Consider the following 14,455-nt stretch of genomic DNA (forward strand, 5'->3'; position numbering starts at 1 on the left):
ACAATACTTTTTTAATTAAAATAGGGTGACTTGTGAAAATACTAATTACTAATGATGATGGAATCGATTCGGCAGGAATAAAAGCCCTTGCTAATGAAATGAAAAAAATTGGAGAAGTAACTGTTGTAGCTCCCAGAACAGAACAGAGTGCAGTTGGTCATGCAATAACAATGAAAATACCATTAAGAGTGATTGAATATTTTAATAATGGTGAATTCTTCGGATATGCAGTTGAAGGGACACCTGCTGATTGTGTGAAAATTGGCATAAGAAATATAATGAAGAGTCCCCCTGATATTGTTATCTCGGGAATTAATCATGGTTCTAATACTGCAATTAACATTATTTATTCAGGAACTGTATCTGCTGCTCGAGAAGCGGCTATAATGGATATACCTTCTATTGCTGTTTCTGTAACCAATCATACAGCAAAACATTTCGATTACGCAGCTAAAATTTCAAAAGCACTTACCTTACTTGTTTTAAAAAATGGATTACCAAATGGTACATTATTAAATGTTAATGTGCCTGACTTACCAGAAAATCAAATAGCTGGAATAAAATTAACACGACAGGGAAAATCTAAATGGGACGATATTTATGAAGAAAGAATTGATCCTTATGGAAAAAAATATTACTGGCTCACAGGAAATCTAATTGAAACAGACAAAGATTTAAACACAGATCATTTTGCAATAAAAAATAACTATGTATCAATTTCTCCCATTCATTTTGATTTAACTGATTATTCCACCTACAATACTATGAAATCCTGGAATATAGAGAATTTGTTATCAATTGTTGAAAAAGGTTAACAAATGTTTTTCGATTACTTGAATATTTCTACTGACATAAATTTTGTTTACCTGATTATATTCTTTCTAATACTGGCAGCTTATTCTTTTTTTATCTATAAACATACATTACCAAAAGTATCATCTCCAGTTAAAACTTTTTTAATTATTCTAAGAAGTTTAACCATTATTTTGATTTTACTTCTGGTTTTCGAACCTATAGTTACAATTGCTTATAAGAAAATTATTAAACCAAAAATTTATGTTTATGTTGATAACTCAAAATCAATAGTAGTAAAAGATAGCTTAAAAAGAATTAAAGATAATATCAATGCTGTTAAGGAATTAATTACAGTTAATAATTCAGAATTTAATATTCATACATTTGGAGTAAAGGTAGTTCCCCTTTCTCCTGATTCATTAAATAAAATTAATAATAATGAATCACTGACAAACTTCAATAATGTTATTTCTCATCTTTCAAAATCAGAAGATAACATTGCTGCTGCAGTAATTATTAGCGACGGAATAATTACAGAAGGAACTAATCCAGTATATGATGCTGAAAAATTAAATATACCAATTTACACTGTAGGTATTGGTGATACTTCATCTTATAAAGATATTTCTATCAAAGAAGTTATTCATAATAAATTTATTTATGCTAACAAACAAACTGAAATTGAAGCTTTAATCACAAATACAGGTTTAAGTAATAAAACTATTTCGGTTTCTTTATTTGAAGAAGATAAATTAATCAGCACAAAAAATATTACTTTAAGCGAAAGTGGATTGAACAGAATTAAATTTGATTACACTCCATCACGGATAGGCAATGTAAAATTACATTTACAAACTTCTCAATTAAAAGAAGAAGAAAATCCTTATAACAATAAAAAAACATTTTTTATAAATGTATTAAAAGATAAGATAAAAGTTGTTTTAATTGCAGGGAGTCCTTCACCAGATTTATCAGCTATTTCAAAAGCACTGGAAGAAGATAAAAGTATAGAACTAAAGAAAATTATTCAAATAACAAAAAATAAATTCTGGGATAATTTTAATAATAAAGTAGATAGTGCAAACGTAATTATACTAATCGATTTCCCTTCAATAAATACTTCTTCCAATTATTCTGAGCAAATATTTTCAAAGATTGAAAAAAATAAAATACCTTTCTTAATTGTTGTTTCAAATAATACAGATATTCATCAATTAAAAAATTTTGAAAGAATATTACCTTTTAATATTAATAATATCTCAAATAATTTTATTCAAATCGAACCAAACATTATAAGCAATTCAATTAAATTAATTTTTCAAAAATCTTTTGAAGAAAATGAATGGTCAAATCTTCCTCCATTAACGAGAACCACAACAGAATTAACACCAAAGCCTGCAAGCGAAATTCTTGTAAAAGGAACATCAAGAAATCTTTCTACAAATATTCCTTTAATTATAAGTATGAATTTAGGTAGTATAAAATCTTTTGCAATATTATCTGGCGATTTATGGAAGTGGCAACTTTTAACTGCAGAAAAAAATCCTTTATTTTTTTCTAACTTTATCAATAACATAATTAAATGGCTTAATATTTCAGAAAAACAGAATCAATTTATTGTTAGAACAAACAAAAAGATTTTCTCAACTGGTGAACCTATTGAATTTATTGCTGAATTATATGATAATACTTTTTCACCTATTGATTCAGCAAAAATAAATTTAGTAGTCTATAATCAAACACAAAAGTATAACTTAGTTTTAGATAAGATAAAAGATGGCTTATTCCAAACACAATTAAATATTAATCAACCAGGAAATTTTTATTACGAAGCTACTGCAGAATATGATGGAATAACATTGAAAAGCAACAAAGATAGATTTACTATAACCGATACCGAAATTGAAAAATTAAACACCAGAATGGATGTTAATTTCTTGAATCAACTTGCAAATTCAACAAATGGTAAATTTTATTTTATTGATGATCTTAACTTATTAAAAGAAGATTTATCAAAAATTCTTAAAACTGCTTCAAAAGAAAAAATTTCTAATATCGAAATAGATTTACATACAGATAAATGGACTTTGATAATTATTATAATATTACTTACTGTTGAATGGGTTATAAGAAAAAGGTCTGGAATGATTTAGTATAAATCAAATTTAGTTCTAAAATGGATATCATTAGTCAAACAATTGACTTTTTTCTACCGAGAACCTGTATATCCTGTCAATCAAAACTAAAAAAGATCGAAAAATATATTTGCAATACCTGTTTAGCTGCAATCAAAAGGACAGATAAAGAGTTTTTAAAAAATGAATTCTTAAGAAAGTTTGAAACAGAAAAAATAATTTCTGACTTTTATTCTTTATTTGTTTTTGAAAAAGATAAAGCACTTCAAACAGTAATTCACGATTTAAAGTATAATGGAAACATAAAAGTAGGACACTATTTGGGCAAATTACTTGGTGAGTATTTCTATCAGGAAATTAAAAACTGGAAAGCTGAATTAATAATACCTGTCCCGCTATTTCATTTAAAAAAAGCTGAAAGGGGTTATAATCAATCATATTATATTTCAAAAGGATTAAGTGAAATTACATCGATATCTGTAAGTGAGAGAGCACTAAAAAGAAATCGTTATACAATTTCTCAAACAGAATTAAATTTAGAAGAAAGAAAAGAAAATGTAAAAGGTGCTTTTACAGTTAAGAATAAAGATTTAATTGTTGATAAAGTCATAATTCTTGTAGATGATGTGATTACGACAGGTGCAACTATCTCGGAATGTGGAAAAGTATTAAAATTAAATGGTGCATCAAATGTTTTTGCTTTATCAATAGCAATAGCACAGTAACTACATTTTTTCGGGTGCTGTTACTCCTAAAATTTTAAGACCATTTCTTAAAACTATTTGAACAGCTACAATCAGTGCTATTCTTGCTTCTGCTAATTCTTTTCGACTTCCAATTATTCTACACTCTGTATAAAATTTATGAAACAATGCTGCAAGTTCTTCAAGGTATATACATAATCTATGTGGTTCAAAATTTTCTGCACTATATAAAACTTCGTCTGGGAATTCATATAATTTTTTTAAGAGATTTTGTTCTTCATCAGTAGTTAATAATTCAAGATTTTCAGTAGAAAGATTTAGATTTTCATCTTTTGTCATTCTTAAAATCGAAGATATTCTTGCATGAGCATATTGCAGATAAAATACTGGATTTTCTTCTGTTTGTTTTTTAGCCAAACCTACATCAAAATTAAGATGACTTGAAATACTTCGCATGTTAAAAAAGTATCTAACTACATCACTACCGACTTCATCAATCAGTTCATCGAGTGTGATATAATTTGCTTTTCGTGTAGACATTTTTACAACTTCGCCATTTTGAACAATTGTAACAAATTGATGAATTAGCACTTTTACTTTATTAATATCATAACCGAGTGCTTTTAGTCCTGCCAGAACATCAGGGTATGTAGCATTGTGGTCAGAGCCAAATAAATCAACAATTAAATCATAATTTCTTTCAAACTTCGTAATATGATATGCAATATCAGGTAAGCGATAAGTAGGTTCGCCAGTTGATTTAACTATTACTTTATCTTTTTCATTTCCCAGCTCAGAAAGTTTAAGCCAGATAGCATTATCTTTCTCATAAGATAAATTCTTTTCTTCAAATACTTCAAGTAATTTTTTTATACTACCATCTTCATACAAACTATTTTCATTGAAATAATTATCAAAGTGAATATTGAGTCTACTCAGTGTTTTATTAATGTCTTCAAATATTTCTTTTTCTGCTCTCTTTTTAAAAATACCTTCAGCATCTTCGTTAATTAATTTATCACCATACTCTTCGTATAATTTCTTTGCAATATCTTTTATATAATCTCCTTGATAATATTCTTCTGGAAAATCAATTTTATTCCCCAATAATTCAAGATATCGCAGACGCACAGAATCACCAAGTATACGCATTTGTCTACCAGCATTATTAAAGTAGTATTCTCGTTCTACTTTATAACCAATCCACTCTAATAGATTTGCGATTGTATCTCCTGTAACTGCATTTCTACCATGTCCAACTGTTAATGGTCCTGTTGGATTTGCAGATACAAATTCTACCTGTGCAATTTTACCTTTATACTTATTCCACCTACCATAATTATCTGATTGTTCTATTATTTCTTTAACTACATTTGTCACATATTTTTTTGTAAAATAAAAGTTAATAAAACCTGGTCCAGCAATTTCAATTTTTTCTATAATTGAATTATCATAATCAAGATTAGAAATAATTTCATTAGCAATATCTTTTGGATTTCTTTTTAATGACTTTGCTAAAATCATTGCAACATTAGTCGCATAATCTCCATGCGACTGCTGATTAGGTACAGTAAAAATTAAATCAACATTTTTTAAGTAATCCAGTCTACTAGAGAGCTTTTCGAAAATAGTATAAAGATAATTTTTCAATTATTACTCCGTTTTCTTTTTTGTGGTACTTTTAGATTTTTTGTTAGTACTTTTTATAGTTGATTCTTCTTCGTTATCGAAAGAAATTAATGGGGCATCACCCCAGAGTTTTTCAAGATTATAATAATTTCTTGTTTCATTTCTAAATATATGAACTATTACATCAAAGTAATCTAAAATAACCCAGTTCAAAGTTTCGTATCCTTCTTTGCTAAAACACTTAATTCCTTTTTTAGTAAGTTTTTCTTCTACTTCATCTGCTATTGCTTTTACCTGTTTATCAACTTCTGCCGAGCAGATAACAAAAAAGTCAGAAATAGTAGATATTTTACGAATATCGAGTATTTTGATATCGTAGCCTTTTTTATTAAGTATTAATTGAGCAATCTGTTTTGCAAATTTTAATGAATCCACCAGAGCCTCATTTTAATGGTTTTAAGTTATAATAATCTTTTCCAATAATAATAGAAACATCGAGAAAGTAATTATCATTTAATTGTTGAATTACATTTTCTCTTTTTACTCCAAGAGCTTCTGCAACTTTATATGCATTAGCTTTTCTTCCAGTTCTATCAATAATTATTGTTTCATCCATATCATTGTTAATATAATTACCAATATTAACAACATCGAATCCATTGTTTCTTAAATATTCTGTAAATCTATCTGCAACACCAGAAACATTGCAACCATTTAAAACTTCAACCTGAATAATATCGGAAGGTAATTGTAGATCTGTATTAGTTGTAGTCTTAGCATCAGAAATTTTTAGATACAAAGAGTATAACATAAAAATGATAATAGCAAGTAAAAAGAAATTAATAATATTCAAAAGGAGGTTTACAGAGGAAGATTTTATATCTGTTCTTTTCTTAGCGGATTTTTTAATGCTATTTTTTTCCAATTGTTGTGCGGATTATTTAAGCTAAAATTACGAATCTAAATTTAATAAAAATCTATCTTTCATTATCATAATTGAATCTTTCAAACATATCCCTGTAATAAAAATTTGAGTAATAATTGTAAGGATAATAATAAGAAGGTATGTTTCTGTATTGAAAAGTTATGGACATATTTTCAGTAGGTTTATAATTAATTTGTGCACGACTTAAATACAGTCCATTAATTTTATTTGAAAATTCTTTCCCAAATGAATTAAAAGGTGAATTTACAAGACTGATATCAGCTTGAATATTTAATTTATCATTAATTCTGTAAAACATACTGTTTGTATATGTGGTTAATGCTAAACTTCCTGCTGCACCAAATGTTTGATAAGATATATCAAATGTATGGTTCATTTTAAAATTTTCTGATTTAAAAAAATTAAATAAACTGGATGAATAATTTTTAATGACCCCATTTCTAATGTCGACACTGTTATTCTGATCTTTAAACTGTGCATTAAGAGTAGCTACACCAATTAACATAAGAAATAAAAGCTTTTTCATAGTAAACCTCGCTTTTTGACATTTAACATTCGACTTTAAAGATTGTTTCAAAATTCTTACACAATTTTAGAATATCTTTTTTAAAGTATCAAGGTATTAAAATATTATCACATTACTTTACTAAAACTACCATCTCAATTTCAACAGGTGCATTTAATGGTAAATCACTAACACCTACTGCAGAGCGTGCGTGTTTCCCTTTTTCACCAAATACGTTAATTAAAAACTCTGATGCACCATTAGCAATTTTTGGTTGCTCTAAATATCCAATTCTGGAATTTACATAGACAGTTAACTTCACAATTTGTTCAATTCGATCAAGGTCGCCTATCAATGATTTAATTGCACTTAAACAATTAACAACACACATTTGAGCGCATTCTTTTGCTTTTTCCTCTCCTACTTCGTAACCTACTTTCCCTTCGGCTATTAATTTACCATTTTTAATTGGTAGCTGCCCCGAGGTAAAAATAAAATCTCCAATTCTGTTAGCTGGTACATAAGCTGCAATTGGTTTGGGTGCATTTGGAAGATCGAAACCTAATATTTCTCGAATTTTTTGTTCATACATTTTTACTCCTCCATAATTTCATTGCAAATATATTGAAATTATTTTTTTATTTATAAAAATTAATAAATATTATTAAAATTAGATTTTTATAGAAACCAATACTTATCTTTGCAATAAAAAAAGGTGAATTATGACTGGTGAAAAATTTGAAGAACTATACAATATTATGAAAAGATTAAGAAAAGAATGTCCATGGGATCGAGAACAAACTCACGATTCAATTAAAGGAGCAACGATAGAAGAAACTTATGAATTGATAGAAGCAATAGATGAAAAAAATTATGATGAAATGAAAGCAGAACTTGGAGATCTTTTACTTCATATTTTGTTTCACTCTGTAATGGCTGAAGAAGATAAACACTTCAATATAAATGATGTTATTGATACAATAAAAGAAAAATTAATTCGACGTCATCCACATGTATTTGGTGAAGTAAAAGTAAATGGCACAGATGAGATTCTTAAAAACTGGGAAGAAATTAAATTATCAGAAGGGAGAGAATCGATTCTGGAAGGTGTTCCAAAAAATTTACCCAGTTTAGCAAGGGCATATAGATTGCAAGAAAAAGCTTCCAAGATAGGATTCGACTGGAGCAATAAAGAGGATGTATGGAAAAAAGTTTTAGAAGAAATAAATGAAATGCATGCCTGTGAAAAATTGAATAATCATAAAAAATTAGAAGAAGAAATTGGGGATGTCTTTTTTGCTTTAACAAATTATGCAAGATTTCTTGGTATTAATCCAGAGAATGCGTTGAGAATAACCAACGAAAAATTTATTGCACGTTTTAATTATGTTGAAAGTAAAATTAAAGAAAGTGGTAAATCTATAACTCAATCTTCTCTCGAAGAGATGGATAAATACTGGGAGGAAAGTAAATCTAAATTATAAGTGTTCATTTACAATTTATGAAATTAAGATTCAACTTTTATTTCCATTATAATGCTTTTCGTAAGCATCAATAATATCTTTTACAAGTTTATGGCGAACAACATCTGTCTTATCAAAATAAACAAAACTTACACCTTCAATACCTTTTAATATTTCTTTTACCTGAACTAGTCCACTTTGAGAATATGAAGGTAAATCGATTTGTGTTATATCACCAGTAATTATTGCTTTAGAATTTGGTCCTAATCTTGTTAAAAACATTTTCATTTGCATGCCAGTAGCATTTTGTGCTTCATCAAGAATTACATAAGCGTTATTAAGTGTTCTACCTCGCATATAAGCAAGTGGTACAATTTCAATAATTCCTTTTTCAATATAGTTTCTCAGTTGTTCTAAAGGTAACATTTCTTCAAGTGCATCGTAAAGAGGTCTTAAATATGGATCAATTTTTTCTCTGAAGTCTCCGGGTAAAAATCCTAAACTTTCTCCAGCCTCTACAGCAGGTCGTGCTAATATTATTTTTTTCACCAAACCTTTTTTGAGTGCAGCCACTGCTAAAGCAACTGCCAGATAAGTTTTACCGGTGCCAGCTGGACCAATAGCAAAGCAGATATCATTTTCTCTAACAGATTTTATGTATTGAACTTGATTTGGTGTTTTAGCTTTTATAACATCTTTTTTAGAATATAAAACTATGTTATCATATTCATTCTCACTTATAATTTCTTTACCTTGAAGTGTTAAATCGATTATAGTTTCTACATCATTAGCCTGTAATTTTCCTGTAGTATTTAGAACAAAAATCATTTCCTTAAAAACTTTTTCGATAGCATTAACTTCTTCTTCGACACCCTGAATAATTACATTATCACCCCTTACAACAATATTACTCGAAAATCTATTTTCGATTGGTTTCAGATTTGAATCTCTATAACCGAGTAAAGAAATTAAATCAACGTTTTCTAATTTTAATACTTTTTCTATTTGCGTAAGCACCTCCTTTTTAATAAACAAAAAGCCCTCTTCATTATTAAATGAAAAGGGCTTTATGTAAATTATATTTTAACACTTTTTGAAAACGAAACCCAATTATTTTGCAGTTTGTGCTGGAGGAGCTGGCTTGTAATTTCTTCTAATTTTATCATATTTAGCCTTTTCCTCTTCTGTCAAATTAGGAATCTTAAATACCTGTTTAGGATAAATCAAATCTGGATTTTTAATTTTATCACGATTAGCTCTGTAAATAATTGGCCAGGCAAATGGATTATCATAATGTTCTTTCTTTTTAGCAATATTCCAGAGGCAATCACCTTTTACAACAGTATAATTAATTTCCTTTGGAGCTTCTACCCATGCATCAAGTTTTCTTTGTAATTGATTATGAACTTTATCAAAAAATTCTGGAAGAGCAGATATTTTATTTTTCTTCATCCCATCTAATTCTGCCTGTCGATCTGCTTTTGGAGCTTCTTTATTGTCAATTTTTTTGGTTAATGCATCAAGTTTAGTTCTAAAATTATCAACATCAGCTTTTGTTGCACCTACCATAGAATATAATTCTTTCATACAATCATCATAACTTTGTAGTTTTTCATTTGTAGCTTTCAAATCAGCAACTTCTTTCTTAAGTGCGTTTAATTCTGTTGTTAAAGATGCCTTTCTTTCAGTCAAACGATTTATTTCATTTTGCCACTCCTCTTTTGTCATTTCTTGCTCCTGCGCAAAAACATTAGCGGAGAGGAGTATTAAAGCTATAATTCCGAATAAATATTTGTAAACTTTCATTATTCCTCCTTTATGTTATTAAACTTTATTTTTATAAACCAAGTTTTTCAAGATTTTTTTTGGTCTCTGCTTTAATTTTTGCGCACTCATCGAGCTTTGCATTTTTTTCTGCAATTTCTCTTTCAAGGGCTGCTTTTTCACTCTTTAAAGAATTAACTTCCTTCTCAAGTGCTTTTACTTCTGAACGTAAAGCTTCTAACTCTGCCATTTCTTTTTCCGATACTCCACCACAACCTGCTAAACTAAACAATCCAACAAATAAGGCTGTAATAAGCCCGGTACTAATTAATTTTTTGGTCTTTTTCATATGCTTCTCCTTTAGTTAGTGAAAATTTGTAAACTTTATCTAAGTATTACTAAAAAATTAAAGAGCGTTTATAATTAAATATAAATATAATTATTTTCTTAATAAAATAAAGTAAATTCGTTATACTATTAAATAAAATTATTATTAAATCAGCCTTTTTTCAACTAAACTGGTATAGTTGTTCCCGGCTATAATCAGGTGATCAAAAACTTTTATCTCCAATAAATTTCCAGCTTCAACTAATTTTCTGGTTATAGAAATATCTTCTTTGCTTGGGTCTGGATTACCACTTGGATGATTGTGAAGTAAAATTATGTTTGCAGAATTATTTTCAATTGCAACTTTAAATATTTCCCTTGCATGTACAACACTTGAATTTAAATTACCTACTGAGATTAGTTCATACTTTATAATTTTATTAGCAGTATTAAGGCATATTACATAAAATTTTTCTTTTACTTCATCACGTAATAGAGGAATAAAAATTTCTGCTACATCCTGTGGAGATGTAATTTTTTTATTTGAGAACCATTTCTTCTGTGCATCAGCTCTTCTACTTATTTCAAATGCAGCTATTAATGTAGCTGCTTTATCTTTCCCTATACCCGGGAAATTTCTTATTGCATCTATAGTTTGCATAGAGAGTATATTCAAATTTCCATATTTACTTATCAAGCTTTGTGCAATTTGAATTACATTTTTTCCTTTAGTTCCTGTCCTTAATAATATAGCAATCAATTCTGCATCAGAAAGACTTTGTGCACCTCTTAAAATTAATTTTTCTCTGGGCCTATCGTCAGGTGGTAGTTCTTTTACCCTCGACATTTTATTCCCATTCAATTGTTGAAGGTGGTTTTGAACTTATATCGTATACTACACGATTTATTCCTTTAACAGAACGAATTATTTTATTTGCTACTTTCTCTAAAAAGTTATAGTCGAATCGAAACCAGTCAGCTGTCATTCCGTCTACAGAAGTTACAGCTCTTAAAGCCAGTACATTTTCATAAGTTCTGGAATCTCCCATAACACCAACACTTTGAACTGGAAGTAATACAGCAAAAGCCTGCCAGATTTGATTATAATAACCTTCTTCGTGTAATAAATTAATGAAAATATCATCAGCTTCGCGTAAAATATCTAATCTTTCTTTTGTTATTTCACCCAAAACTCTAACAGCAAGTCCAGGACCAGGGAAGGGATGACGATTAATAAATAATTCAGGTAATCCTAATTCTTTCCCTATTGCACGCACTTCGTCTTTAAATAATTCTCGAAAAGGTTCAATTAATTTTAAATTCATTTTTTCTGGAAGACCACCAACGTTGTGATGAGTTTTAATTGTAACGGATTTCCCTTTTACAGAAACAGATTCTATTACATCAGGATATAATGTTCCCTGTACTAAAAACTCTGCATCTTGAAATTTACGAGCTTCATTTTCAAAGACTTCGATAAAAGTGTTGCCAATTATTTTTCTTTTCTTTTCCGGATCGATTACATTTTTTAATCTTTCTAAAAATAAATCTGAAGCATCAACAAATATTAACTGGATATTAAAATTGTCTCGAAATAATTTAATAATTTCAGAACTTTCATTTTTTCTCATCAAGCCAGTATCGACATGAATACAAATTAAATTTTCTTTTAATGCTCGATGCACTAAAACTGCTGCAACAGAAGAATCAACTCCCCCACTTAAAGCACAAATTGCTTTTTTGTTACCAACTTTTTCTTTAATATCATTAATTGTTGTTGTAATAAAATTTTCCGGAGTCCAATCAGGTTTACATTTACAAATATGAAATAAAAAATTATCGATGATTTTTTTACCTTCCTGTGTATGTGCTACTTCTGGATGAAATTGAAGTCCATAAATTTTTCTTTTTGAATCTGATATTGCACAGATAGGCGAATTTTCTGTTTTAGCTGTTACTATAAAACCTTCTGGTAATTCAGTTATAAAATCGCCGTGACTCATCCACACAATTGATTTATTCGTAACATCTTCAAGCAATTCATCTTTGTCAATGATTTGCAATTGAACTTTTCCATACTCTCTATTTTTTGCAGGTTCAACTTTACCATTAAAATATTTTGCTATTAATTGCATTCCATAACAAATACCAAGTACTGGAATATTCAGATCAAATATTTTTCTATCGACTGTAAGAGCATCTTCATCATAAACACTCATTGGGCCACCAGAAAGGATGATTCCAGTTGGTTTTTCATTTATAATTTTTTCTATTGGAACATTACAGGGTAAAATTTCAGAATAAACTTTAGATTCACGAATGCGGCGAGCAATCAATTGAGTATATTGAGAACCAAAATCTAATACCAATATTTTTTGTGGATGAGTCATAATAAACAAATTCTATCAATAATAATTCATATAATAACTTAATTAACTACTCAGTTGTGCTTCATATTCTTCGGCATTCAATAGTTCATTAACTTGTTGTGGATTTGTTAATTCAATTTTAATTATCCATCCTTCGCCATATGGATCTGAATTAATTAATTGTGGTTCACTATTAATTTTAGGATTAATCTCAATAATTTTTCCATCAACTGGTGCATATAAATCACTTACTGTTTTTACTGCTTCTATAGTACCAAAAGGTTCACCCATTTTGACCTCTTTTAAATCAGGTTTAATATCGACAAAAACTATATCACCTAATTCACTTTGAGCAAAATCGGTGATGCCAATATAACCAATATTACCATCAATCTTTAGCCATTCATGATCTTTTGTATATTTCAGATTATTCGGAATGTTCATAATTACCTCTATTTATTATTAAAATATTTATCAATAAAAGAAGTGTCAAAATTTCCTTCTATAAATTTTTCGTGTTCAAGAACTTTTTTATGGAATGGGATAGTAGTTTTAATTCCTTCAATTGCAAATTCTTCAAAAGCTCTACGTGCACGATTAATAGCATGTTTTCTATCGGTTCCCCAAACAATCAATTTAGCAATTAAAGAATCGTAATAAGGTGGAATAACATATTCATTATAAACATGAGAATCTACACGAACTCCAAAACCACCGGGGAAATGAAGGTATTCAATTTTGCCAGGAGAAGGTCTAAAACCATTTTCAGAGTCTTCTGCATTAATTCTAAATTCAATTGCATGGCCTCTGGGTTCTAATGGTGGATCCTGAATTTTTTCTCCGGCAGCAATTAAAATTTGTTGTTTAATTAAGTCAAGATTACGAACCATCTCTGTTACAGGATGTTCTACTTGAATTCTTGTATTCATTTCTATGAAATAAAAATTCAGATGTTTATCAACAAGAAATTCAACAGTACCAGCTCCTTCATAATTTACAGCTTTTACTCCAAGTAAAGCTGCTTCGCCCATTTTTTGTCGTACTTCTGGAGTAATAATTGGCGAAGGAGATTCTTCAATTAGTTTTTGATGTCTTCGTTGAATAGAGCAATCTCTTTCACCATAATGATAAGCATTACCATGCGAATCGCTTAATATTTGAATTTCAACATGTCTTGGGTTTTCTATATACTTTTCGATATACAAATCAGGTACACCAAATGCCGCTTTAGCTTCTGAACTAGCGGTTTGAAATAAAGTTGGCAAATCTTTTTCTTCCCAGACAATTCTCATACCTTTTCCACCACCACCTGCCGATGCTTTAAGCATAATCGGATAACCAATTTCTTTAGCAATTTTCTTAGCCTCATTAATATCTTTAACTACTCCATTGCTACCTGGAACCACAGGCACGCCAACTTTCTTCATTGTTTCTTTTGCAAAAGCCTTATCGCCCATCTTTCTTATTGCATCTGCAGATGGACCAATAAACTTTATATTGGAATCAGCACAAATTTCGCTGAAGTAGGCATTTTCGGCTAAGAATCCATAACCAGGATGAATTGCCTCAGCTCCTGTAATAACAGCTGCCGAAATTATGTTAGGGATTTTCAAATAACTTTCTGAACTTGGTGGAGGACCAATACATACTGCTTCGTCGGCAAGATATGTATGTAATGATTCTTTATCTGCTTCTGAATAAACAGCAACAGTTTTAATCCCCATTTCTTTACAAGTTCGGATAATTCTAAGTGCTATTTCGCCTCGATTAGCTATCAAAATTTTCTTGAACAATAGAACCTCTCTTAAGTTAGATTAA

The 14,455-nt window shown here is 29.1% G+C and carries 16 protein-coding genes; 4 read left to right on the forward strand and 12 right to left on the reverse strand.

All coding sequences use genetic code 11. The features are described from left to right. Window positions 1-32: 32 nt before the first annotated feature. Genes surE through VJY38_RS01490 form a run of 3 tightly spaced genes read left to right on the forward strand, consistent with a single transcriptional unit; the run spans window position 33 to window position 3,655 of the window. Window positions 33-815, forward strand: a complete 783-nt coding sequence (surE, locus tag VJY38_RS01480; RefSeq protein WP_353678895.1) for a 5'/3'-nucleotidase SurE — start codon at window positions 33-35, stop codon at window positions 813-815. Between the two features lie 3 nt (window positions 816-818). Beyond that, on the forward strand, window positions 819-2,948 hold the full coding sequence (locus tag VJY38_RS01485; protein ID WP_353678896.1) for a vWA domain-containing protein: 2,130 nt from the start codon (window positions 819-821) through the stop codon (window positions 2,946-2,948). Window positions 2,949-2,971: 23 nt separating this feature from the next. Next, the gene (locus tag VJY38_RS01490; RefSeq protein WP_353678897.1) at window positions 2,972-3,655 is read left to right on the forward strand and encodes a ComF family protein; all 684 of its coding nucleotides are present in this window, start codon (window positions 2,972-2,974) and stop codon (window positions 3,653-3,655) included. Here VJY38_RS01490 and argS read toward each other — a convergent pair whose 3' ends face one another. From argS to VJY38_RS01515, 5 genes are all read right to left on the reverse strand, one after another. Beyond that, window positions 3,656-5,284 carry an arginine--tRNA ligase gene (gene argS, locus VJY38_RS01495; RefSeq protein ID WP_353678898.1) on the reverse strand — a complete coding sequence of 543 codons (1,629 nt, stop codon included), beginning with the start codon at window positions 5,282-5,284 and terminating at the stop codon, window positions 3,656-3,658. A 3-nt stretch (window positions 5,285-5,287) separates the two neighbouring features. Further along, complete coding sequence (gene rsfS, locus VJY38_RS01500; RefSeq protein WP_353678899.1) at window positions 5,288-5,698, reverse strand: ribosome silencing factor; 411 nt, start codon at window positions 5,696-5,698, stop codon at window positions 5,288-5,290. Window positions 5,699-5,705: 7 nt separating this feature from the next. Then, window positions 5,706-6,062, reverse strand: a complete 357-nt coding sequence (locus VJY38_RS01505) for a LytR C-terminal domain-containing protein (protein ID WP_353678900.1) — start codon at window positions 6,060-6,062, stop codon at window positions 5,706-5,708. A 178-nt stretch (window positions 6,063-6,240) separates the two neighbouring features. Next, window positions 6,241-6,735 carry a hypothetical protein gene (locus tag VJY38_RS01510; RefSeq protein WP_353678901.1) on the reverse strand — a complete coding sequence of 165 codons (495 nt, stop codon included), beginning with the start codon at window positions 6,733-6,735 and terminating at the stop codon, window positions 6,241-6,243. Window positions 6,736-6,847: 112 nt separating this feature from the next. After that, on the reverse strand, window positions 6,848-7,306 hold the full coding sequence (locus VJY38_RS01515; protein WP_353678902.1) for a RidA family protein: 459 nt from the start codon (window positions 7,304-7,306) through the stop codon (window positions 6,848-6,850). Window positions 7,307-7,436: 130 nt separating this feature from the next. Between VJY38_RS01515 and mazG the strand changes: the two genes are divergently transcribed. Continuing rightward, on the forward strand, window positions 7,437-8,198 hold the full coding sequence (gene mazG / locus VJY38_RS01520) for a nucleoside triphosphate pyrophosphohydrolase (RefSeq protein ID WP_353678903.1): 762 nt from the start codon (window positions 7,437-7,439) through the stop codon (window positions 8,196-8,198). Window positions 8,199-8,228: 30 nt separating this feature from the next. Here mazG and VJY38_RS01525 read toward each other — a convergent pair whose 3' ends face one another. From VJY38_RS01525 to accC, 7 genes are all read right to left on the reverse strand, one after another. Then, window positions 8,229-9,056, reverse strand: coding sequence for a PhoH family protein (locus VJY38_RS01525; protein WP_353679929.1), 828 nt, complete (start codon window positions 9,054-9,056; stop codon window positions 8,229-8,231). A 231-nt stretch (window positions 9,057-9,287) separates the two neighbouring features. Further along, a complete protein-coding gene (locus VJY38_RS01530) occupies window positions 9,288-9,983 on the reverse strand; it encodes a LysM peptidoglycan-binding domain-containing protein (RefSeq protein WP_353678904.1) in 696 nt (231 codons plus the stop codon). A gap of 31 nt (window positions 9,984-10,014) precedes the next feature. Next, a complete protein-coding gene (locus VJY38_RS01535) occupies window positions 10,015-10,290 on the reverse strand; it encodes a hypothetical protein (RefSeq protein ID WP_353678905.1) in 276 nt (91 codons plus the stop codon). Between the two features lie 144 nt (window positions 10,291-10,434). After that, window positions 10,435-11,115, reverse strand: coding sequence for a RadC family protein (gene radC, locus VJY38_RS01540; protein WP_353678906.1), 681 nt, complete (start codon window positions 11,113-11,115; stop codon window positions 10,435-10,437). Between the two features lies 1 nt (window position 11,116). Continuing rightward, window positions 11,117-12,658, reverse strand: a complete 1,542-nt coding sequence (guaA, locus tag VJY38_RS01545; RefSeq protein WP_353678907.1) for a glutamine-hydrolyzing GMP synthase — start codon at window positions 12,656-12,658, stop codon at window positions 11,117-11,119. Between the two features lie 42 nt (window positions 12,659-12,700). Beyond that, the gene (gcvH, locus tag VJY38_RS01550; RefSeq protein ID WP_353678908.1) at window positions 12,701-13,081 is read right to left on the reverse strand and encodes a glycine cleavage system protein GcvH; all 381 of its coding nucleotides are present in this window, start codon (window positions 13,079-13,081) and stop codon (window positions 12,701-12,703) included. An 8-nt stretch (window positions 13,082-13,089) separates the two neighbouring features. Further along, entirely contained in the window at window positions 13,090-14,430 is a 1,341-nt protein-coding gene (gene accC, locus VJY38_RS01555) for an acetyl-CoA carboxylase biotin carboxylase subunit (protein WP_353678909.1), read from the reverse strand. Between the last annotated feature and the right edge of the window lie 25 nt (window positions 14,431-14,455).

The organism is Rosettibacter firmus (assembly GCF_036860695.1).
Classification (GTDB): Bacteria; Bacteroidota; Ignavibacteria; order Ignavibacteriales; family Melioribacteraceae; genus Rosettibacter; species Rosettibacter firmus.

Bases quoted from the DNA above. Each gene is read 5' to 3' on its own strand.
- VJY38_RS01485 (WP_353678896.1), top strand. From the start codon at position 819: ATGTTTTTCGATTACTTGAATATTTCTACTGACATAAATTTTGTTTAC.
- VJY38_RS01490 (WP_353678897.1), top strand. From the start codon at position 2,972: ATGGATATCATTAGTCAAACAATTGACTTTTTTCTACCGAGAACCTGT.
- VJY38_RS01510 (WP_353678901.1), bottom strand. From the start codon at position 6,735: ATGAAAAAGCTTTTATTTCTTATGTTAATTGGTGTAGCTACTCTTAAT.
- VJY38_RS01515 (WP_353678902.1), bottom strand. From the start codon at position 7,306: ATGTATGAACAAAAAATTCGAGAAATATTAGGTTTCGATCTTCCAAAT.
- mazG (WP_353678903.1), top strand. From the start codon at position 7,437: ATGACTGGTGAAAAATTTGAAGAACTATACAATATTATGAAAAGATTA.
- VJY38_RS01530 (WP_353678904.1), bottom strand. From the start codon at position 9,983: ATGAAAGTTTACAAATATTTATTCGGAATTATAGCTTTAATACTCCTC.
- VJY38_RS01535 (WP_353678905.1), bottom strand. From the start codon at position 10,290: ATGAAAAAGACCAAAAAATTAATTAGTACCGGGCTTATTACAGCCTTA.
- radC (WP_353678906.1), bottom strand. From the start codon at position 11,115: ATGTCGAGGGTAAAAGAACTACCACCTGACGATAGGCCCAGAGAAAAA.
- guaA (WP_353678907.1), bottom strand. From the start codon at position 12,658: ATGACTCATCCACAAAAAATATTGGTATTAGATTTTGGTTCTCAATAT.
- gcvH (WP_353678908.1), bottom strand. From the start codon at position 13,081: ATGAACATTCCGAATAATCTGAAATATACAAAAGATCATGAATGGCTA.